19 protein-coding genes and 1 pseudogene are annotated in these 21,600 nt (G+C 62.3%); 6 read left to right on the forward strand and 14 right to left on the reverse strand.

The window, feature by feature from the left end:
* Nucleotides 1-236: 236 nt before the first annotated feature.
* Nucleotides 237-1,121, reverse strand: coding sequence for a LysR family transcriptional regulator (locus DID98_RS31005; RefSeq protein WP_185500408.1), 885 nt, complete (start codon nucleotides 1,119-1,121; stop codon nucleotides 237-239).
* A gap of 77 nt (nucleotides 1,122-1,198) precedes the next feature.
* Here DID98_RS31005 and DID98_RS31010 point away from each other — a divergent pair, with 77 nt between their 5' ends.
* The 3 genes from DID98_RS31010 (at nucleotide 1,199) to DID98_RS31020 (ending at nucleotide 3,908) form a co-directional block, all read left to right on the forward strand.
* Entirely contained in the window at nucleotides 1,199-2,500 is a 1,302-nt protein-coding gene (locus DID98_RS31010) for an aspartate aminotransferase family protein (protein WP_124523218.1), read from the forward strand.
* Between the two features lie 86 nt (nucleotides 2,501-2,586).
* Nucleotides 2,587-3,456 carry an AraC family transcriptional regulator gene (locus DID98_RS31015; RefSeq protein WP_124523216.1) on the forward strand — a complete coding sequence of 290 codons (870 nt, stop codon included), beginning with the start codon at nucleotides 2,587-2,589 and terminating at the stop codon, nucleotides 3,454-3,456.
* Between the two features lie 44 nt (nucleotides 3,457-3,500).
* Nucleotides 3,501-3,908, forward strand: a complete 408-nt coding sequence (locus DID98_RS31020) for a DUF2000 family protein (RefSeq protein WP_124485251.1) — start codon at nucleotides 3,501-3,503, stop codon at nucleotides 3,906-3,908.
* Nucleotides 3,909-4,044: 136 nt separating this feature from the next.
* On the opposite strand, the pseudogene DID98_RS31025 reads toward DID98_RS31020, so the two are convergent.
* From DID98_RS31025 to DID98_RS31035, 3 genes and pseudogenes are all read right to left on the reverse strand, one after another.
* Nucleotides 4,045-4,848: pseudogene (locus DID98_RS31025) on the reverse strand (DMT family transporter); the annotation flags it as partial.
* 14 nt (nucleotides 4,849-4,862) lie between these two features.
* Nucleotides 4,863-5,849, reverse strand: coding sequence for a 2OG-Fe(II) oxygenase (locus DID98_RS31030; protein ID WP_124523214.1), 987 nt, complete (start codon nucleotides 5,847-5,849; stop codon nucleotides 4,863-4,865).
* A 36-nt stretch (nucleotides 5,850-5,885) separates the two neighbouring features.
* Nucleotides 5,886-6,866, reverse strand: a complete 981-nt coding sequence (locus tag DID98_RS31035; RefSeq protein ID WP_044846851.1) for a hypothetical protein — start codon at nucleotides 6,864-6,866, stop codon at nucleotides 5,886-5,888.
* Nucleotides 6,867-6,999: 133 nt separating this feature from the next.
* Here DID98_RS31035 and DID98_RS31040 point away from each other — a divergent pair, with 133 nt between their 5' ends.
* The gene (locus DID98_RS31040; RefSeq protein WP_044846850.1) at nucleotides 7,000-7,851 is read left to right on the forward strand and encodes a LysR substrate-binding domain-containing protein; all 852 of its coding nucleotides are present in this window, start codon (nucleotides 7,000-7,002) and stop codon (nucleotides 7,849-7,851) included.
* Nucleotides 7,852-8,192: 341 nt separating this feature from the next.
* Here the strand turns inward: DID98_RS31040 and DID98_RS31050 are convergent, their stop codons facing one another.
* From DID98_RS31050 to DID98_RS31070, 5 genes are all read right to left on the reverse strand, one after another.
* Nucleotides 8,193-8,894: an ABC transporter ATP-binding protein gene (locus tag DID98_RS31050; RefSeq protein ID WP_044846849.1), complete on the reverse strand. Its 702-nt coding sequence runs from the start codon at nucleotides 8,892-8,894 to the stop codon at nucleotides 8,193-8,195.
* Nucleotides 8,894-9,667, reverse strand: a complete 774-nt coding sequence (gene livG / locus DID98_RS31055; RefSeq protein WP_044846848.1) for a high-affinity branched-chain amino acid ABC transporter ATP-binding protein LivG — start codon at nucleotides 9,665-9,667, stop codon at nucleotides 8,894-8,896. Before livG ends, DID98_RS31050 begins: the two co-directional genes overlap by 1 nt.
* A complete protein-coding gene (locus tag DID98_RS31060) occupies nucleotides 9,664-10,935 on the reverse strand; it encodes a high-affinity branched-chain amino acid ABC transporter permease LivM (protein WP_044846847.1) in 1,272 nt (423 codons plus the stop codon). Before DID98_RS31060 ends, livG begins: the two co-directional genes overlap by 4 nt.
* 11 nt (nucleotides 10,936-10,946) lie before the next feature.
* On the reverse strand, nucleotides 10,947-11,873 hold the full coding sequence (livH, locus tag DID98_RS31065) for a high-affinity branched-chain amino acid ABC transporter permease LivH (RefSeq protein WP_044846846.1): 927 nt from the start codon (nucleotides 11,871-11,873) through the stop codon (nucleotides 10,947-10,949).
* A gap of 185 nt (nucleotides 11,874-12,058) precedes the next feature.
* A complete protein-coding gene (locus tag DID98_RS31070; protein ID WP_044846845.1) occupies nucleotides 12,059-13,177 on the reverse strand; it encodes a branched-chain amino acid ABC transporter substrate-binding protein in 1,119 nt (372 codons plus the stop codon).
* 813 nt (nucleotides 13,178-13,990) lie between these two features.
* Between DID98_RS31070 and DID98_RS31075 the strand changes: the two genes are divergently transcribed.
* On the forward strand, nucleotides 13,991-14,608 hold the full coding sequence (locus DID98_RS31075) for a hypothetical protein (RefSeq protein ID WP_260426269.1): 618 nt from the start codon (nucleotides 13,991-13,993) through the stop codon (nucleotides 14,606-14,608).
* Between the two features lie 86 nt (nucleotides 14,609-14,694).
* On the opposite strand, the gene DID98_RS31080 is transcribed toward DID98_RS31075, so the two are convergent.
* The 3 genes from DID98_RS31080 to DID98_RS36670 form a co-directional block, all read right to left on the reverse strand.
* On the reverse strand, nucleotides 14,695-14,913 hold the full coding sequence (locus DID98_RS31080) for a hypothetical protein (RefSeq protein ID WP_124523210.1): 219 nt from the start codon (nucleotides 14,911-14,913) through the stop codon (nucleotides 14,695-14,697).
* A 773-nt stretch (nucleotides 14,914-15,686) separates the two neighbouring features.
* Nucleotides 15,687-17,357 (reverse strand): P-loop NTPase fold protein, encoded by a 1,671-nt coding sequence (locus tag DID98_RS31085; RefSeq protein WP_221621955.1) that lies wholly within the window; start codon nucleotides 17,355-17,357, stop codon nucleotides 15,687-15,689.
* A gap of 30 nt (nucleotides 17,358-17,387) precedes the next feature.
* Nucleotides 17,388-18,029: a P-loop NTPase fold protein gene (locus DID98_RS36670; protein WP_221621956.1), complete on the reverse strand. Its 642-nt coding sequence runs from the start codon at nucleotides 18,027-18,029 to the stop codon at nucleotides 17,388-17,390.
* A gap of 617 nt (nucleotides 18,030-18,646) precedes the next feature.
* On the opposite strand from DID98_RS36670, the gene DID98_RS31090 reads away from it, so the two are divergent.
* Nucleotides 18,647-19,798, forward strand: coding sequence for a YaaC family protein (locus tag DID98_RS31090; protein WP_124523208.1), 1,152 nt, complete (start codon nucleotides 18,647-18,649; stop codon nucleotides 19,796-19,798).
* 272 nt (nucleotides 19,799-20,070) lie between these two features.
* Here the strand turns inward: DID98_RS31090 and DID98_RS31095 are convergent, their stop codons facing one another.
* Nucleotides 20,071-20,628, reverse strand: coding sequence for a Swt1 family HEPN domain-containing protein (locus DID98_RS31095; protein ID WP_124523206.1), 558 nt, complete (start codon nucleotides 20,626-20,628; stop codon nucleotides 20,071-20,073).
* A 3-nt stretch (nucleotides 20,629-20,631) separates the two neighbouring features.
* Entirely contained in the window at nucleotides 20,632-21,267 is a 636-nt protein-coding gene (locus DID98_RS31100; RefSeq protein WP_124523204.1) for a DUF5343 domain-containing protein, read from the reverse strand.
* Nucleotides 21,268-21,600 lie beyond the last annotated feature (333 nt).

Genomic DNA, 21,600 nt, shown 5'->3' on the forward strand with positions numbered 1-21,600 from the left:
GGACGACGACAAATGACCGCAACGGGGCATTGAGCCGCCATTGATCCTCCGCTGGCCCGAAGGGCTGATATGGGTCGGCATCGGCCAGTCCTGAAAAGATCGAGCGTAGGTCGTGGCGTAGCTTCGTGTGCCGATCCCTATCAGACAAGGCGCAGGTACTGCTGCATCAGCATTCCCCCTCTCCATCAGAAAACGGCGCATCGCTCGACCGATCACCCACACGCCCTACCCCGCCCTCACAGCACCGGCAACACCGCCCGAATATGCTCCGCGAACGCCGCCGTCAGATGCGACGGCCGCTTCCGGTCGAACCGCAGCGTAATGCCGACCGCCGGCAGCGGCGGCAATCCGCGATCGCTGGCGAGGATGGCCAGATCCGCCGGCACCGCCGTCTGCGTCATCACCGCGAACGCCTGCCCCGAACGCACCAGCGCGGTCAGCCCCGCGAGGCTGCTGCTCGCATACGCGACGCGATAATCGCGGCCCGCGCGATGCAGCGCCTCACAGGCCGCGATGTGATCGAGCGTATCGGGATCGGACAGCGCGAGCGGCAACGGATCGAACCGCGCGGCATCGAGCCCCGGATAGCCGATCCACACCAGTTGCTCGCGGCGGATGAAGTCGCCGTCCGAGCCATCGTCCGGCACGGACACCATCGCCAGATCGACCGCCCGCTTGTCGAGCTGTTCGAGCAAGCGCGGCGTCGGCCCGCACACGACTTCGACGATCGCCTGCGGATGCTGGCTCGAAAACTGCCGCAGCAGCGAAGGCAGGAACACGCCCGCGTAATCGTCCGGGCAGCCGAACCGGATCGTGCCCGACAACCCGGTGCCGCACAGATCGGCCATCGCCTCGTCGTGCTGCCGCAGGATGCGCTGCGCATGCACGAGCAGCCGCTCGCCGGGATGCGTGAGCAGCAGGCCGCGCCCGGTGCGCTGGAACAGCGGCTGGTCGACGCTTTCCTCGAGCCGCCGCATCTGCTGGCTGAGCGCGGACTGCGTGCGGCCGACCCGCGCCGCCGCGCGGCTGAGCGAGCGCACTTCGGCGATGACGACGAACGAGCGCAGCAGGTCGATTTCGAGCGAACGTGCCAAGGTATTAGCTCCTTTTCTACCTTGCATAAGAACTATTCGTTTCCATAAAACCAGACCGGCGCCTAGACTGCAAGCGATCCTTGGCCCTTGTCCGGAGAAGCCCGATGTCCCTGAACGACGACGCAACCTTCTGGCACAACGCCAGGCAGCACCTGATCCGCTACGGCGGCACGTTCGAGCCGATGATCATCGAGCGCGCGCAAGGCAGCTTCGTCTACGACGCGGACGGCCGCGCGATCCTCGATTTCACGTCGGGCCAGATGAGCGCGGTGCTCGGGCACAGCCATCCGGAGATCGTCTCCGTCATCAACGAATACGCGGGCAAGCTCGATCACCTGTTCAGCGGGATGCTGTCGCGCCCCGTCGTCGACCTCGCGACGCGCCTCGCCGACCTCACGCCGCCCGGGCTCGATCGCGCGCTGCTGCTGAGCACCGGCGCGGAATCGAACGAAGCGGCGATCCGGATGGCGAAGCTCGTCACCGGCAAGTACGAGATCGTCGGCTTCGCGCAGTCGTGGCACGGGATGACGGGCGCGGCGGCATCCGCCACGTACAGCGCCGGCCGCAAGGGCGTCGGCCCGGCCGCCGTCGGCTCGTTCGCGATTCCGGCGCCGTTCGCGTACCGGCCGCGCTTCGAGCGCAACGGCACCTACGACTATCTCGCCGAACTCGACTACGCATTCGACCTGATCGATCGCCAGTCGAGCGGCAACCTCGCCGCGTTCATCGCGGAGCCGATCCTCAGCTCGGGCGGCATCATCGAATTGCCCGAAGGCTACATGGCGGCGCTCAAGCGCAAGTGCGAGGAGCGCGGGATGCTGCTGATCCTCGACGAAGCGCAAACCGGCGTCGGGCGCACCGGCACGATGTTCGCGTGCCAGCGCGACGGCGTGACGCCCGACCTCCTCACGCTGTCGAAAACCCTCGGCGCGGGGCTGCCGCTCGCGGCGGTCGTCACGTCCGCGCGGATCGAGGAACGCGCGCACGAACTCGGCTACCTGTTCTACACGACCCACGTGTCGGACCCGCTGCCGGCAGCGGTCGGCCTGCGCGTGCTCGACGTGGTGCAGCGCGACGGCCTCGTCCAGCGGGCGAACGTGATGGGCGACCGGCTGCGGCGCGGGCTGCTCGACCTGATGGAGCGCTTCGACTGCATCGGCGACGTGCGCGGGCGCGGCCTGCTGCTCGGCGTCGAGATCGTCAAGGACCGGCGGACGAAGGAGCCGGCGGACGGCCTTGGCGCGAAGATCACGCGCGAATGCATGAACCTCGGGCTCAGCATGAACATCGTGCAGTTGCCCGGAATGGGCGGCGTGTTCCGGATCGCGCCGCCGCTGACCGTCAGCGAAGCGGAAATCGATCTCGGGCTGTCGCTGCTGGAACAGGCGATCGCACGCGTGCTGTAACCCCGCCGCCCGTCGCTGCCGCGCGAAGCGCGTACGATCTGCGTACACTATCCGGCAGGCAACGACGACGGGCAGCGAGGCGAGCGATGGCAAGCGCGGCAAACGACAACGGCACGAACGAACACTGGCTCGTCGCGCGCCGCGATCCGGAAACGGGGATCGAAAGCCTGCGCGCGCATTTCAGCGGGCATGCGTACGATCCGCACGATCACGACGACATGCTGATCGGCTTCACGGAACAAGGCGTACAGCGTTTCCAGTGTCATCGGTCGCTGCACACGAGCGTGCCGGGCCGCGCGATCCTGATCGAACCGGGCGCGCTGCACGACGGCCATGCGCCGGAAGCCGGCGGCTTCACCTACTCGATGCTGTACCTGCCACAGGCGTGGGTCGAACGTGCGGCCCGCCGAATCGATCTTCCCGGCCTGAGCGGCGTCGAAGCCGCGTTCGGCCATACGCTCGTCGACGATCGCCGCCTCGTCGACGCGATCCGCCACGCGTTTCTCGCGATCCACGGCAACGAAGGCAAGCTCGCGCGCGACCAGACGCTCGACCGTCTCCTCATGCGCCTCGGCGGTCAGTTGCGCGAGTCGGTCGCGGCAAGCGCCAACGCGAGCACGGGCACCGTGCCGCCGGCGATCGTGCGCGTGCGCGACCTGCTGCACGCGCATCTGGACGGCAATCTCGGCCTCGACGAACTCGCCGAGCGGGCCGGCATCGATCGCTTCCGGCTCACACGGCTGTTCCAGCGCGCGTACGGAACGTCGCCGCACGCGTACCTGGTTCGCCTGCGCCTGCGCGCGGCGCGCCGGCTGCTCGCGGCGGGCCGCACGCCGGCGCAGGCCGCCGCGGACGTCGGCTTCGCCGACCAGAGTCACCTCGGCCGCTGGTTCCGGCGTGCGTATAGGATGACGCCGGCCGCCTATCGGCGGATGTGCACAAACGTTCCAGACTGATCGCGCCGGCTATCCGATCATGAGCGCTTCAACGAGGAGCACTCATGTTCGATACGAAAGTGGCATTGATCGTGCGCGACGATCTCGCGGCGTGGCAGAAACTCAACGTGGTCGCATTTCTCGCGACGGGCGTCGCGGCCGGCGCGCCCGAAGCGCTCGGCGAGCCTTACGAGGATGCGGCCGGGAATCGCTACGGCCGCATGTTCGGCCAGCCGATGCTGGTGTTCGCGGCCGATCTCGACGGCCTGCAGGCCGCGCATCGGCACGCGCTGTCGCGCGAAGTCAGGATCGTGCCGTACGTGCGCGCGATGTTCTCGACCGGGCACGACGCGGCCAATCGCGAAGTGTTTCGCGCCGGGGACGCGACGAATCTCGATCTGGTCGGCCTTGCATTGCACGGGCCGAAGAAGGCCGTGGATAAAGCCGTGAAGGGTCTGGCGTTGCACGCGTGAACCCGGCGTCCGGCTCGCTGCCGCGGGCCGCTTCCATGCCTGGCCGCCGCGTCCGGCCGAACCGTTCGCCGTGCTTGCTGGCGAGCCACACGCCGAGCGCGACGACGACGATGCCGAGATAGGTCGTCACCGGAATCCGGTCGCCGAACATCCACGCGGCCCAGGTCAGCGTCACGGGCGGTTCGAGATAGACGAGCGTCGCCACGCGCGTCGCGGGCATGCGCTTGAGCAGCGCCCATAACGTCAGGTAAGCCATGAACGTCGAGAACACCGTCAGCCACACGACGGACAACCAGACGTTCGGCTGCGTCGGCACATGCAGATCGCCGGTGACGAGCCCGCATGCCGCGAACAGCACGAGGCTCACGCACCCCTGCACGAACAGCGGCAGAAACAACCCGTCCTCGTTGCTGCGCGCCGTCGTGAGCGCGCGCCGCCGCTGATAGATCGTCGCGATCGACAGCCCCAGCGCGGACACCAGCGGCAGCAGGTACATGACGATGCCGACCGATTCGGTCGGCAGCGCGTATTGCCCGCCGATCACGATGCCGACGCCGATGAATCCGAGCACGAGCCCGGCCCACTGGCGCGCGCCGCTGCGCTCGCTGCCTTCGAACGTCGTCATCGCCGCCGTGATGAGCGGCTGCAACGCCGCGACGATCGCCGCGATGCCCGGCGGCAGCCCATGCTGGATCGCGACGTAGACGCAGGCCAGGTAGAGGAACTGCGACAGAAAGCCGATCACCGCGTGATAGCGAATCTTCTCCAGCGTCAGGCGCCCGAGCCGCCTGTTGAGGACGATCGCCAGACAGAGCGTGACGAGCAGAAAACGCCAGAACAGCAGGTTGAACGCACCGGCCGTCTCCGCGCCGAGCTTGGCGCCGATGAAGCCGGAACTCCACGACAACACGAACACGAGCTGGATCAGGAAAAGCTGCATCGGAACTGCGCCCCTCAGAACGTGACCGTGGATGTGTGCGCGTCGCCCAGCTCTTCGAACCGGATCGGTTCGAGACCGAGGCGAAGGTACTGCATCGCCGCGTCGTCGCGAAGGCTGCGTTGCAGTGCCAGCCAGTTGACGACCGTGCGCGGGATGCCGTCGTCCGAAGCGAGATGCCAGAAGCCGTTGTCGTCTTCGCGTGTATACGGGCAATGAAACGACAGCACCAGCGACATGCGCCGCCCTGCCTCGACCGGTTCGACGCCGTGAAACAGCTTGCTGCCGTAGATCAGCAGCGCGTCGCCCGCCTGGCTCAAATCCGCCGTCTTCACATGCGCGCGTTCGCGATCGTGCCGATCGAACGTCTCGGCAGTCGATTCGTAGAACAGAAAGTTTCCACCCTCGTATTCGGATCGATCCGACAGCACGATGTTCAGCACGAAACTGGTGCCGTCGGTGTGCCACATGCCGACCTGTTCCTTGTCGTCGCGCTCGCGCGTCGGGTAGTAATAGTTGAACTGCGAGCGCGCATTGATCATCGGATACGGGATCAACGGCGCGCCGGCCAGACGCGACAGCCGCAGCAGGAACGCGCGGTCGTGCATCATGGCGTCGATGAAGCGCGAGCGGTTCGTCACCGCACGCACCCGCTTCGAGATGATCCAGTTGCTGTGCGACGCGCTGCGTTCCAGCGTGCGGCCGATCTCGCGCAACGCGTGAACCGCTTCGTCGGAGAACAACCCGCGCAGGCTGCACACCGCGTTGAGCGCGTTCGACTGCGTGCCGCGCATCGGCACGTCGCGATAGCCGAGATCGTCGAGGTTGCGGCGATACCGCACCTGATAGCCGTCGCGCAGGAAGCCGCTCGTCCAGCGCATCCGTTCCGCAATGGTAACCGTGTCGTCCACGACATTCGCGTCGCCGGCCAGCGAGGTCCGCAGCGCAAGCCTCACCCGATCGAACCCGCGCGCAAACACCGGCAGTGCATTTCCCTTGTTCATCGCGTGCCTCGCTCTCGTCGTTGCGGCCCCGGGGTGCTAGCCCTTGAACTGCGCAATCTGGTACACGACGCTGCCGTCCCCGCTGCGCAGCTCGTCGATCACCCGGCAGTTGCCGTGACTGCTGCGCACGTGGCGGAATTGCTCGGGCGTGTATTTCAGGCAGACGTTGGTGATCAGATGCCCGTGGACGCCGGCCTTCGACACCGGCTGCAGCGTAACCGCGACGTGGAACTGATCGCCCAGCAGGTTCAGCCGGACGATCGACACGTCATGCTCGCCGTGCGGCTCGAAGCCCTGCTGCCGGCTGACGACTTCGGAAAACCGCACCATGTTCTCGTTGCGGTAGAAGTCATAGATGTGCGCTTCGCGGCCTTCCACGAACAGTTGCATCTCCGACACAACGTAGGTCGACTTGCCGCCGAGATTGCGGATCAGCCGGCCGATCGTCACCGGCAACTCGTTGCCTTCCTGGAACCCGAGCATCGTGATGAAGGTCATGTCCTGGCCCAGATCGATGTGGTTCCACTGCACGTTCCGGTAGTCGTCGGCGATGTAGTTGAAACAGCCGGGCGTCTTCAGGAACGGCATGATCGCGTCGCGCATCGCGTGTTCCGACGACTCGTTGATGTCGACCGCCGTGTACCGCAGATGGTCCGGCCCGCCGCCGCTGACGCCCTTCATCAGTTCGGTCGTCTTGACCGGCTCGGGCCCGAGTTCGATGTAGTGAACATGGCGGCCGCGCGACAACGTGGCGAGACGCTCGCTCAACGCACCGATCGCTTCCCGCAACGATCCTTTTCCATTGCGATCCGCACATAATGCAGGACTCCGAACCCCCAATTCGTTCAGGTTCCGCATCAAGGAGAAGACTTCACGCCCCGCCTCGCGTTGCCGCGCGGCATCGTCCGTGCGCTGCAACGTCGAATACTTCTCGTGATTCTCGACCGTCCATACCGACTCCGCCTTCAGCTTCCTGTCCCGCACCAATGCATCCACTACAAAATCATTGATAGACATGAATCGTTCCCCGGGATACGTGTCACGCTCGATCGAATGCCTGCCGTCGTCCGCCTGTTGACCCGAGGATAGGGAGGCGCAATAATTCCGTCAATCGACATTACCTGAATCACTGATTCGGAAAATCAAAATCATGCCGCGCACCCTGGACGTCGACCTGCTGCGTACCTTCCACGCCGTCGCGAAGCTCGGCCGCTTCAAGGATGCGGCCGCGTATGTGAATCGCAGCCCGTCGTCGGTCACGGCACAGATCCAGAAGCTCGAGGAGATGGTCGCGCAGCGGCTGTTTACGCGAAACAACCAGGCCGTCGAGCTCACGCAGTTCGGCCACAAGCTGCTCGGCGACACCACCGAGTTCCTGTCGAGCCACGACCGGCTGGTCGAATCGCTGTCGCCGCAGATCCTGACCGGCAAGTTGCGGCTCGGCATCCCCGATTCGTATGCCGCGCATTTCATGGCGGAATTCCTGCCGCGCTTCGCCGCCGACCGGCCGTTGCTCGAACTGACCGTCGAAGCGCGCTCCAGCGAGGAACTGCAGCAGCTGTTTTCCCGCGGCCAGCTCGACATCACGATTGCCGTCGTGCCGAAAGCGCTGCCGCACGCGGAACTGCTCAGCAAGACCCATCCGGTGTGGGTCGCCGCGCGCACCTTCAAGTTCAATCCCGACGCGCCGCTGCCGATCGCCGTGCAGCTGCAGGGATGTCCGTACCGCGACACCGCGCTGAACGCGCTGAAGAAGGCGAAGATCGCGCACCGGATGCTGCTCGAGAGCGCGAGCTCGCCGGCGGTTGAAGCGTGCATCGCGAATGGCCTCGCGGTCGGCATCATCGAGCACGATCGCGTGTCCGGCAACCTGACGAGCAACGTCGCGGGGATCGCGCTGCCGGATCTGCCACCGCACCTGATCACGATCCTCACGGACGACAGCAATCGCGCCGCGCTGCATTTACGCGACGTGCTGAAAAGCACGTTCAGGATCGGCTAGGGTAGAAGAGTCATCAGCAGGTCGAGGCCGAACCGCTGCTGATAGAGGTGTTTCGCGTCGTCGAACATCAGCGTGTCGACGTTCGCGACGGTTCGTTTGATCTTCATCGAATTCGCCAGGAAGACGAATGCGATTTGACGGCAACTGCTATTGAATTTCCAGTAGCTCGGGCTTGTTCGCCACTAGCCATGCCTTCACGTCGGTCATCAACGATGTTGCACTGACAAAGCACTCGTTCACCACCGAGTCCACATGTAGCCAAATTTGCTACGATCGAAGCCGAATCGGCTACACAATTCCCGTAGACCGCCGGCCCATTGCAGGCCGGCGGCTTTCTCTCGTCAACCGCCGAGATACGCCTGCTTGATGCGGTCGTTCGCGAGCAGGTTCGCGCCCGTGTCGGCGAGCACCACGCGCCCCGTTTCGAGCACGTAGCCGCGATCGGCCACACCCAGCGCCTTGTTCGCGTTCTGCTCGACCAGGAACACCGTGACACCCTCGTCACGAATCGTCCGGATGATGTCGAAGATCTGCGCGATCACGAGCGGTGCGAGGCCGAGCGTCGGCTCGTCGAGCAGCAGCAGGCGCGGCTTGCTCATCAGCGCCCGGCCGATCGCCAGCATCTGCTGCTCGCCGCCCGACATCGTGCCGGCCCGCTGCGCCGCGCGTTCCTTCAGGCGCGGAAACAGCTTGAACACGTGCTCGATGCCATCGTCGATCTCATGACGGCTCGCGAAGAACCCGCCCATCTTCAGGTTCTCGAGCACCGTCAGGCTCGGGAACACGCGCCGTCCTTCCGGCGAGATTGCCATCCCCTGCCGCATGATCTGGTGCGTCGACATCGCAGTGATGTCGTTGCCCTCGAACAGCACGCGGCCCGACGACGCGCGCGGCGTGCCGCATACGGTCATCATCAGCGTCGTCTTGCCGGCGCCGTTGCTGCCGATCAGCGTGACGATCTCGCCCTTCTTCACCTCGATCGACACGCCCGCGAGCGCCTCGACCGCGCCATAGTGCGTATGGACCTGTTCCAGCTTCAGCATCACTCTTCCCCCAGATACGCCTTGATCACGCGCGGGTCGTTGCGGACCGCTTCCGGCGTGCCGATCACGATCGGCCGGCCGTGCTCCATCACGAGGATGCGGTCCGACACGCCCATCACGAGGCTCATGTCGTGTTCGATCAGCAGCACCGATACGCCGAACTCGTGGCGCAGCTTGTCGATCAGGTGCTGCAGCTCGATCTTTTCCTGCGGGTTGAGACCGGCCGCCGGTTCGTCCAGCATCAACAGGCGCGGCTCGGTGATCATGCAGCGCGCGATCTCCAGACGCCGCTGGTGCCCGTACGACAGCGTGCCCGCCTGCCGGTTGGCGACCGACTTCAGCCCCATCCGATCGAGCCACACGGCCGCGCGTTCGAGCGCTTCCTTCTCGGCGCGACGATACGCGGGCGTCGAGAACAGGCCCGGCAACAGCCCCGACTTCACCTTGCGATGCTGCGCGACGAGCAGGTTCTCGACCACCGTCAGCGACTTGAACAGGCGGATGTTCTGGAACGTGCGCACGAGGCCCTTCAACGCGATCTGGTGGCTCGGCAGCCCCGCGATCGCGTGGCCGTCGAGCACGACGTCGCCGCCGGTCGGCTTGTAGAAGCCGCCGACGCAGTTGAACACCGTGGTCTTGCCCGCGCCGTTCGGCCCGATGATCGCGAACACCTCGTTGCGGCGCACGTCGAAATCGATGCCGTCCACCGCGAGCAATCCGCCGAAGCGCATCTGCAGCCCGGCGACCTTCAACAGTTCCGTATTCGCGCTCATTGCGGCAGCTCCACGTGGGGACGGCTCGCGGGCAGCAGGCCCTGCGGACGCCACATCATCATCAACACCATCACCAGACCGAAGATCAGCATCCGGTACTCGGCGAAGCCGCGCGCGACTTCCGGCAGCACGGTCAGCAGGATCGCCGCGAGAATCACGCCGAGCTGCGAGCCCATCCCGCCGAGCACGACGATCGCGAGGATCAGCGCCGACTCGATGAAGGTGAACGATTCAGGATTCACGAGGCCCTGGCGCGCCGCGAAGAACGCGCCGCCGATGCCCGCGAACGCCGCGCCGAGCGTGAACGCCGACAGCTTGATGCGCGTCGGGTTGAGACCCAGCGAACGGCAGGCGATCTCGTCGTCGCGCAGCGCTTCCCACGCGCGGCCCATCGGCATGCGGATCAGGCGGCTCGTCACGAACAGCGTGAAGCCGACCAGCACCAGCGCGATCAGGTACAGGAAGATCACCATGTGTTCGCCGCTGTATTCCAGCCCGATCAGTTCATGGAAGGTCTTCGCGCCTTCGACGCTCGCCGAGCGCGCCATCTCGAAGCCGAACACCGTCGGCTTCGGAATGCTCGAGATGCCGTCCGGGCCGCCGGTGAGGCTCGTCAGGTTGTTCGCGAGCAGGCGGATGATTTCGCCGAAGCCGAGCGTGACGATCGCGAGGTAGTCGCCGCGCAGACGCAGCACCGGGAAGCCGAGCAGGAAGCCGAACGTCGCTGCGGCGATCGCCGCGATCGGCAGGCACTCCCAGAACGACAGCCCGAAATACTGGTTCAGCATCGCGTACGTATAGCCGCCGACCGCGTAGAACCCGACATAACCGAGATCCAGCAGGCCCGCGAAACCGACCACGATGTTCAGCCCGAGGCCGAGGATCACGTAGATCAGCGCGAGCGTCGCGACGTCCACCGCACCGCGCGAACCGAAGAACGGCCACACGAGGCCGACCGCGAGCAACACCCAGATGATCGCGCGCTGCTGCTGCGCGCCCATCGCGGGCATCGCCGGCAGCTTCACCGCCGATTTCGCGCGCACGAGCCACGGCTTGAACAACTGGAACAGGAACACGGCCGCGACCGCGATCCACACCGGACGCCAGTGCGGCGTGAGCACCACCTGATAGCCGTCGAGCTTCAGCTGCAGGCCGAGCACCGGGATCGTGAGGATCGCCGTCAGGAGCGCGGCGGCCGCGGCATTCTTCAGCGCCTGGCCGACCGACGCGTCGGCGGCCGGGCGGCGAACGGAAATGACTTGACTCATCTGCGTCTCCCTCAGACCTTTTCGATGTCCGACTTGCCGAGCAGGCCGGTCGGGCGGAAGAGCAGGATCAGCACGAGCAGGCCGAACGCGACCACGTCCTTGTACTCGGCCGGCATGTACCCTGCGGCGAAGGTTTCGGCGAGGCCCAGCAGCACGCCGCCGAGCATCGCGCCCGGGATGCTGCCGATCCCGCCCAGCACCGCGGCGGTGAACGCCTTGATGCCCGCGACGAAGCCGATGTACGGGTTCAGCTTGCCGATCGTCAGCCCGATCAGCACGCCGCCGACGGCCGCCAGCATCGCGCCGAGCACGAACGTGAACGAGATCACGCGGTTCGTGTCGATGCCGAGCAGGTTCGCCATCTTCATGTCTTCGGCGCAGGCGCGGCACGCGCGGCCCATCCGCGAATGCGAGATGAACAGCGTGAGCGCGATCATCAGCACGACCGTCACGCAGACGATCAGCAGACGCGCATACGGAATCGTCACGTCGTAATCGCCGCCGAGATGGATGTCGAATGCGCCGGAGATCAGCACCGGCACCGACACGTCGCGCGCGCCCTGGCCGATCTGCACGTAGTTCTGCAGGAAGATCGACATGCCGATCGCGGAGATCAGCGGCACGAGGCGCGGGCCGCCGCGCAGCGGGCGATATGCGACACGCTCGACCGCGAAGCCGTACAGGCCGGTGACGAGCACCGACACGATCAGCGCGGCGCCGAGCACGAGCGGCAGCGGATAACCGGCGGAGATGCCGATGGCGGTGAGGGTCACGAGGCCCACGTATGCGCCGATCATGTAGATCTCGCCGTGGGCGAAGTTGATCATGCCGATGATGCCGTAGACCATCGAGTAGCCGATGGCGATCAACGCATAGATCGCACCCAGCGTCAGGCCGTTGACCAGCTGCTGGGCGAATTGAGGAAAGAAGTCAGTCATGTGCGGGAAGCTCCCGTTGGCGCTGGGTCGCGTGCCGTCGCCGGATCACGGCGGTCGGCCGCGCGCAACGCACGGTGTCGTCTCGGGCCGCCCGTCGGCCGCGCAATGCGGTCATGCGCGGCGCGAATGCACGCCCGCCCCGTCCGGGTCTCGGACAGGGCGGGCGCGCGGGCGGGTACGCCGGATTACTTGGCGGCGGTCTTCGTCGCGTCCTTGTGCCACGTGTAGACGACGAACTTGAACGCCTTCAGGTCGCCCTGGGCGTCATACGCGACCTTGCCGATCGGCGTGTCGAACGTCGTCTTGTGCATGTACGCGGCGACCTTGGTCGGGTCGGTCGTCTTCGCGCCGGCGATCGCGTCGGCGATGATCTTCACCGCAGCGTACGACGGCATCTGGAACGGGCCGTTCGGGTCGCGCTTCTTGTCCGCGAACGCCTTCACGAGCGCAGCGTTGGCCGGGTCGGCCGAGAAATCTGCCGGCAGCGTGACGAGCATGCCTTCCGAAGCCGGGCCGGCGATCGCCGTCACGTCCTTGTTGCCCACGCCTTCAGGGCCCATGAACGTCGCCTTCACGCCCTGCTCGCGCGCCTGGCGCATCAGCAGGCCCATTTCCGGGTGGTAGCCGCCGAAGTAGACGAAGTCGACGCCTTGCGACTTCAGCTTCGTGATGATCGCCGAGTAGTCCGAATCGCCGGCATTGATGCCTTCGAACAGCACGACCGGGATCTTCGCGCCTTCGAGGTCCTTCTTCACCGACGACGCGATGCCCTGGCCGTACGATTGCTTGTCGTGCAGGATCGCGACCTTCTTCGGCTTCACGTTGTTGATGATGTAGTGCGCGGCGGCCGGGCCTTGCTGGTCGTCACGGCCGATCGTGCGGAAGATGAAGTGGCGCTTCTTGCCTTCCGTCAGCTGCGGCGCGGTGGCCGACGGCGTGACCATCACGATGCCTTCGTTCTCGTAGATGTCGGAGGCGGGGATCGTCGAACCCGAGCACACGTGGCCGATCACGTACTTGATCTTCTGGCTGACGATCTTGTTGGCGACGGCGACGGCCTGCTTCGGTTCGCATGCGTCGTCCATCTGCACGACTTCGAACTTGTTGCCGCCCGCGCCGCCTGCCGCGTTGATCTGTTCGATCGCGGTCAGCGCGCCGGCCTTCACCATGTCGCCGTATTGGGCGACCGAGCCGCTCATCGGACCAGCGATGGCGATCTTCACGGTTTCCGCTTGCGCGGCGGCGGCGCCGGCGGCGAACAGCACGGCGGCGACGGAAATGGACGTAAGACGGGACAGCGTCATCTGGGAGCTCCTCGATGTTGTTTAGTCATACGGGCAAAGGCGGCATGACTTGCGCAATCGAACAGCACCCGGGGCGAGGACATGGGACACGCCCGAGACACATGAAGACGGACCTGCGGATGAATGTTGCGTAGCGGGGCCCGGCTCTTGCAGTCCCCCAAGGGGGACGTCTGGTTCGGAAAGACATCGTGATGCGTCTTGCATTGCGCAAGCGTTTCGCCTGCCCCGCTTGCCAACTGCTCGTTCGGAGGGATGGTCCGACAGCCGTTGGCAAGGCAGTCGAAATTATATGGGGGTTTTTAAATCGTCTGTCAAAAATGCCGCTTCTATGAGGGAAAACACGGAGAAACTTGGGTGGGGAGAGGTGGCGATTTGGGAGCAACTCGGGCGGGCGGAGAACGTTTGCGGTGGGTGCAATTGGGTTGCGATTTTGGGTGGAGGTTTGGGGTTGTAGCTTGATGGATGGGGCTTTGCGGCGATCTGTGATCGTGGATCGCGAGATTTTTTGTTTTTAGGGGTCGGTGTGTTTTAAATCAATCGACTGAGGATTGCGTGGGCGCGCACCAACGCGGGGCGGCGGGGTGGATCGGTTAATCCTTCCATATGCTGACGTTTACGGCACTCACGAAAGCTGGTTGTTATTTTTATGAAATAATGCGAACTCGCCTCTGCAATCCAGCCAGCCTTCCCGCGAACCGCGCCCGCCGCGCTTCGCCGTCGCTTCAGGGCCGCTTCAACGCCCGTCCGTCGTTCAGTCTCGCCAGCCAGTGATCTGCCGTTTTTTCAATGCACATCACCTGCTTCGGATCGCATATGAATCATCCCTTCCGTCTTTCTTCCGCTGCCGCGCTTGCTTGTGCGCTTTCTGTTTCTACCGTCGACGCCTCGGGCCGCGATTCGCTCGTCGATCGTTCGGGCGGTGCCAACGTGTTTCGTTCGGAACGTCAGGCCGTGGCTCGCGATGATGGGCGCTCGGCACGCGCAACCCGACGCGTAAAGTACGCTGCGCCGGCTGAACGCAGCCCGTTCGATACGCCTGATACGCGGCCGGTGCGTGTGTCAGGCGATACGCTCGAATCGCACACTGCGTCCGTACCCGAATCCGATTTCGTATTGCCCGCGAATCGCGTTGCGCTCGGCGCAGGCGGGAGCGACAGCCTCGGGCGCGCTTTGCCCGAATATGAACAGCGCGCGCAGAACTGGGACGAATACCTGCGGGCGAATGGTTCGCGACCTGTCGGCAGCGGCGGATCGTATGCGCCAACGCGGACTTACGATGCCGCGCGCGGGCCGCACGGTACGCCGAATCCGTTTGATCCGTCAGTGCCGCAACCGGAGACACGGACGTTCTATGACAACGGCGCCGGCACGCATTGCACAGCTACAGGTGGCGCGGGAACGTCGCGGTCGTCGTGCAATATTGCCTGGTGATGCATTGGGGGCGGCCGATGGCGGCTACCCTGCCCGGCGCGCTGCGCGACATCGCGCAGCGCGGCCGCGTCTTGCGGCGTTGCCTTTTACAGTTTCGTGATGATCAGCCTGCCAGGCTCAATATCAATCCGTGCCTTCTGGCCGGGTACAAAACACGCATCTTCGATCAGCCACATTCCACCAATCTTCATGTACGGGTAGAACTTCTCCGGCTTGACGTCCGTTTTCGGGGTACCCCACATTTCCTGGATCGTGACGAAACGCTCCGTCTTCGGTGGTCGTGCTTTATGATTCGGCTTAGCCATGGGCAACTCCTTGGTAGTTGGCTTTGGTTAGCGGGTCGTGAGTGTTGGTAGCACTTGCGGCCCGCGCTCGTTTACTGCGGCGTTTTTATGGTCGGGATTCCTCCTTTGTTTTTGCCCCGATGAAAGCGATGTTTCGATAGGGCTTACCGGTTACGTTGTGCCCATTCGCGCGCGCGATGCACGCGCGATCATCATTGGACATTGCGTATTAGACCATCGCTAACGCCCAATATTTGCGACTTGCTCGAACGTTAGCCGTTAGGCATAGGAACGCAATTTTGCCTGCGCGGGCCGCGCCATTGCATGCGCAGATGCGGAAGGAAAAGCAAACTGACGCGGACGTTGATCGACTCGGGACACGATCATTTGAAACAGTTCGAATGAATTGGTATCACTCACAACATGATCACAGTTCGATACAGAAGCGACTGCTGCTCCGTCTCCTCTGACTTATCGACATAAAGAAATTGCTTGCCGGGAACGTTCTTTTCTACAGCCTCCACAGTCCGCAATCGACCCGAAGCCGACATCTGCCCCGGCACGACTGCAGCGGTTGCTTCCAAAGTACAACGGCCGTTCCATCGACCACATCGGTTGGCTGAAGGCCGTCCTATACGGACACTGGCCGCCCAGTGAATTCAATGGCCCCTTCGACATTTAGGAGAAGCATTTGAGTTTCAACATCGATTGGTCGACGGGACCATAAGTACGACCGCTTTCTGGCGCATGACAGCACCTTTCTGGTCAACTCGGCCTAGACATGGGCCACCCGATTAGAAATCGAATGGGTCGCGCTCTCTTAGTCCAAGCCACATATCAACAGAGCGACGCAGCGTTCGCAGGGCCTCCTCGTGCTCGGGGAATTCTGCGGGATCGATCGCGTCGCACCTGACCTTGGCCACGTCAATGCCGACGAAGTCGTCGATCGTCTGTTTGTTGAATGTGTTGTGCGGTGCAGAGACCCTGTCACCCCACGCGTGGACCGTGCCCCGGTTCATCATGCGTGTGGCCATCCTTGCGAAGCCCTCGTCGGTCCGGATCGCCTCGACCATCCACTCGCGGGGTTCGTCCAATGAACCAGCGTAGTCCCTCCATCGGTACAAATAGGACATGAGATCCGGTTCGGCGATCAGCACGTCGACGTCCGCGGCGCGGCTCCTCATCAACCGCAGCCATTCGGCTTTCATTGCCTCGACGGTATCGGTGTCGAGCGCCGGATCGAAGGCGTCGTTCTCCCCCTCCTTCCGATCGGCGGGATCGTTAAGATGAATCAAGATCGCAGCAATTGACAGCGCCTTGGTCTGGCGGAGCGCCTCAAGCGCCAGATCACCTCGCATACCTTCCGGCACCCGTTTTAGGAACCAGCTTGTCGCTCGCCATGCTGAAAGCCAGGGCGAATCGAAGGGGTCGCCGGCGCGCAGGCCTGCGAGCTTCTGGGCGATCCCGAACATCGCGGGAAGCAGCACGGCGGCGTTTTCGACCGGAAGGCGGTCGACGGACTCGTCGAACCTCGCGACGAGCGAGGGCAGCAAGCCATCGGTCTCGACATCGGCGATCGCGGCAGCTAGCCCGTCCTCCGTCGCAGTCGCGTCGAGGAACGCGACGAAGCGACGCTCCGACATTTCGCCGGCCGCTGTCTGGAGTTCGAAGTAACGCGGGAAGTAGCGCCGGGAGCACACCCGCTTGGCTGTCAGCCACTTGAGATGGGAGCCCTCTGCGTAGTTCGTGCCCCCGTATGCCCATTCGAGAGGCGGAAAGAGGTCCTTGAGCGCGTCCCGGGCGATGACGCGGCGCTCCTCCGGCACGAGCTCGAGAAGTCGCTCGGCCGCTGTCCTGTCCTCATCCCGCCGACCATAGCCCGGGAACCGACCCTCCTGGAGGACCAGCTCCCTCTCTCGGAACAGCGCCTCATGGAGGTCCGGTTCGAAGACCCGGAGCGCCTCCAGAAGAAGGAAGTCGACAATATTCACCTCAAATACGTCGCCGGCCGCATGCAACGGTAAGTGCACGGCGATGGACGAGATCAATCGGCGCGCGTCGCGCATGTTGCGCAATAGCGGCTGGATGCAGCCGACGAACGCGTTACCCCAACGCGTCTGCGAGAACCCATTCGCCTCCGTTGCGTACGGTCCCGCCAGCTCGGAGAGCTCTTCCCCGAATATATGATGCACAATCGATACCGGGACCGCCGGTAGGTCGAAGCTAGCCTGCACGACCTTTTCGAGAAAAGCGCGACCGTCACCGTCTGCGACCGGATCGAGCGCACGCTCTATGATGCTGGGCTGGAACAGGAGGACAAAGACGATGTTGGGCAGGTTGGCGTTTGCCTTCACCTGCCGGAGGAGCATCCTGATCTGCTCGGGCTCGAGCCGGTCGATGTCGTCGACGAAGACAACCAGCGGCCGGTCGAGTTCGCGAAGACGAACCTCCAGCGCATCGCGCACCTTGTCGAGCGGTTCGCTGCCGCGATCACGTCACAGATGCGACAGCGCTCGACCCAGCAGGGGCGTGCCGATCGAGAGGATGGCGAGGCCAGTTGCCACCTTCGCTGCCGTCGGGAGGTCGAAGCCTATTGCCGAGGCGACGGCGATCACCGAGGCGTTCGTCAGCACTGTCGAAATTATATGACTTGAGCCGCCGGCCTTTTTTAGCGGCGCGCTGGCCCCTGTAAGGATCGCGCCGTACCGTCGAAGCGCTTCGGCGCGGGCGAGCGCTGCCTTCGAATGTTCGCCCCCCAGACGATCCGCAATCTGGCCGAAGAGGGCGCGGGCGATCGCATCGCCGTCGCCCCACTGCCAGGGATTGAAGTCAAGCCAGTCGGCCCCGTCACTCTTGGCATCGAGTCGCTCGGTGATTAGATTCTTAAGTGAGGACTTGCCGAAGCCCCACCCACCTCGGATTGCGAACACCCTGCCTTCGCGCAGACTGAGTTCCGAGAGCACGCCGGCTATGCGGCCTGCGAAGTCCGCCCTCCTCAGGCGATCCTCGGACGCAGTCCGGATCGGCGCCTCCGCACCGATCCCGCCGTCCGGCCGTTCGGTTCTTGCGGCCTCCGCAGCGAGCCTCGCACGGCGACGAGCACGCCACGCGGACAGACGGACAAGCGGTCCGGTCATCGCGCAGCGACACCGATCGGATCGCCAGCCCCGCCGGAGGGGCGGAGCGCTGACGTCGAAGTGTGAAGCGCCGGCACGGGCATCGGGATAGAGACTCTCGAATGTCTATCGCCATCACTGCGTCCGCGACCAATCCCGAAACGTTTTCGCCACATAGTTATATTCCCAGTATTACTCGAGGAGATCCCACCGCGTTTGCGCATCCTAGCTCGTCCCGTCCGCTAACGGCGAGACAGCCGACATTAATCGAATGGACAGCGAACAGCAGATCAGGGAGAGAGGCGACATGACGCTGGCTTACCGAGGCCGAATTACCGCTTGTTGAGCGAAGCCGCCATCTGAAAGTCTCAACCACACTCCAGGCGAAGGTCTGCTTGTGGCCGGCTGCCGCCCGACGCGGGGACCGTAGCCGACCCATAGCAGCCAGACGCGTTGACTGCCAACAGTGGTCGTTCCCGCTAGAATGGATGCGTTCAATGACAGGCCGGCACCGCGAAAGCAAGCCGCAGATGTTCAATCTATTATTCGCCCGACTTTGTGCCGAACGTTCAGAACGCTGCTAAATTCGCTCGGCAACATAAGCCGAGTTCCATTCATGTATAAGGGCAATCCAACTTATGGCGCTTCCTGCTGCGCGAGTAGGCGAACGGCTTCGAGTCAACGGAAAACTGATTCCGTTCAGTTTTTGGCCAACAAAGCTCGGGGCCAGAGGTAATGCAAGCCTGCAATCATTGCTCTTCTCGCTTGATCCGTGGGCCATCATTGACCAAGCCATCAAGACTACATGCCCGGTGGTTGCTCGCCCTGAAGCTCTTGCATGCATGAACCAAGCACGTGATTTCTTTGAAGGCGCAGTGGATGCCCGGCGGGTGTCGGCTCGGCCGCTAACGCTCTACTACTGCTTCATGAACCTTGTGAAGGCGTTCTGCCTGACTCGCGGAACGCAACAAACGTTTAATAAGGCCCAGCACGGCATCTCAGAGATGCTTCGCGCTCCAAGCAACCGCGAACTCACCGACGCTTTCCTGCGCACGTTCCCCAGTCCTAATGCTCAAGGCAACTTGCAGAATTTTTCGGAGTTCATGCTAGCGCTCACGGGTGCTGGCCTTGCTGTGAATCAGGACTTCGATGTGCCGACTCTCCTGCCACAAATTCTTCCCGGTCACAGGTTGTGGGCATCTGCCGCGGGCAAGAAAGAACGGTTCATTGCAGTCCACGATATCCGCACTTACCTCAACAAAAACACACGCCAGCTCTGGCTGAATTTGTACTTCGTTACAGACGACCTTTCCCGAATCGGCGTAAGCATTACCCGACTACTCGCCGAGTCAAAGCTGCAAAATGCGTTTACCCAGGTCGCATGCAGCGAGACCGATGCTTCCGGCCGGGAACTGATCTGCATTCAACAAATCACACCAGTCGTCTGCCCGAACACGAAATATGCGAACTCTCTTGAATCTCTGTTCCACTCAATTCAGGGGATTCTCTGGACCACCGTTTCGTCAGTTCCGCCGTACAGGAGGCACTACGTTTACCTTCGACCGGCTGCAGAAGACGCTCAAACATTGCCGCAACTACTCTCGACTTATATCCTCGCGTACTATTTGGGATCAATTACGAGGTACCGACCGCACCATTTCCCCGCGATCAATGACGGTGCCTTCGGTCCTCGAATTCAGGACTTTATATCCGGGCAGCCGCAACAGTTTCTGTATCTCATGGCGTCAGAGTTTTCTCGCCGTGAGATAGCCAAGCCATCTATCCTCTAATCGCGATGCAACGTACTAAGATTTCGGTTTGTAGTACCAATATGGTGACATCGGAACCGTCGAAAAATCAATGTCTTAGCGCGCGCCTCAAGTGAAGTTACTAACTGAAAACTTAGTAACTGAACTTGAGTGACTGTTTTTCCATTGACTAGTGGCGGCTTCTGGCCGAACTCGGCCGGCCGCCGCCCGGCGCAGATCGACCCAGAGCCGACTGTCACGCCGCTCCAATCGAACGTCTGAAGTCAAAGCCTATTTTTAAGTATATCAATTCATCAGCCAACCTGACGATTCCAATCTCGCAAAATACTCTCTATCCGATCAACCTCGATCTGCGGCAGTGTTCCTGTATGCATAATTATATTTCTAGACATTTCCAGATCATTAAATCTCGACATAACCCATGCCTGATCCGGAAACAAGTCAGAAAAATCATCCCAGTTCGCGATAATAATCTGACCTAGATTTCCAAAAAGCGTATAACCAATTAACGCAGCCGATCTGGCTGCATGATATTTATTCGCAGCCTCTTTTTCCTTAAGTTTTTCAACGGCCGCTCGAATCTTTGCTGGCACCGCACAACCCCACCAATCCAAACCCTTGCGCGATAGAAGACGTTCGGCTATTAGATCTCGAGCTGAATTCTCAATGCAAAAAAAAGCCGTAAAGACCGACGACATTTTTTTTGCATCGTAAACGATGCGCGGGCTGAAACCGAATTCGTCGACCGTAATGACCGGAGGTGTAGCGGTGCCGCGAATCGCAATACCTTCACTCGCCAATTGAGCGAGCGAATTCTCCGCGAGCAGTGCATTGAAAACGAATTGCCGCATCGACTACACCCCCAAATTATCACGAAGGCTTTTAAAAATTGCGTTATAAACCGTGATGTCGGTCGTGACCGGCAGATGAATCTGTATATTGTAATGATATTCAGTTTTTCGATGCGATGCTGGCGCTGCGGGAGGCGCAGCCTCGGTTGTTTTTTCTGGTAATGCTGTTGAGGAAGAGGAGTTATTCGCCTCTTTTACGATCGGCGCTGGGTCAGGTCTCTCGCTAAAATCAGCCAGCCTAGCGAGAGTCTTGAATGTCGAATAATATCGCTTAACAGCCTCTTCGTCCTTTCCAGTAATGCGGCTAATAGCCCCCTTTACCTCTGCCTCGCTTGCCGATTGAATATTCGAATCAATTGCAAACAGATCGGCGTAAGTTTCACGAACACGCTCTCCCAAAACTCGCTTCCAGTCCGAAGGATCCCGGAGACGGTCGTAATAAGCCGTCGGCACACCATTTTCAGTTAAAAAGCCTAGCGCCTTTAATACCCGCGGCATTGCCCTATCATTTGATGCGGTAAATCCCCACGTTGCGAGAAGTTCCTGTGACAATTTTTCCGGTTTTGCGGCTGTGCGAATTCTACTTAGAATTGGCTCAATTTTATTATTGGATACGATGAAGGGATATTGGTCTGGCATTGAGTTCTCCGTCAATGCATAAACGATTAAGTTTTAATCAAAAAATCTACTTCTACGCGGCATGGCGTGAAAGCCACATTTCTGCCAGCCAAAGCGGAAAATCACGTTGGCCCACGCCTAGAATACTCCGTTCTGAGTCCCCAGTGGCGTCTCGCACGATCAAGGGGCCACTTTTGCCACGCGAAACATCGGTCGTGGAATGATCGCCGGAGGCCGCTTTTGGCCGAACTCGGAAGTTCGTCGTCGGACTGTAATCTACCGTTGTCGACTCCAAGTCAAAGGTCGTGTCGCCTCTTCGCAGCCATTGATCACTCATGGCATGAGTGGTCCAGG

The sequence above is a fragment of the Burkholderia sp. Bp8984 genome (genome assembly GCF_003853755.1).
In the GTDB taxonomy this organism is placed as follows: domain Bacteria; phylum Pseudomonadota; class Gammaproteobacteria; order Burkholderiales; family Burkholderiaceae; genus Burkholderia.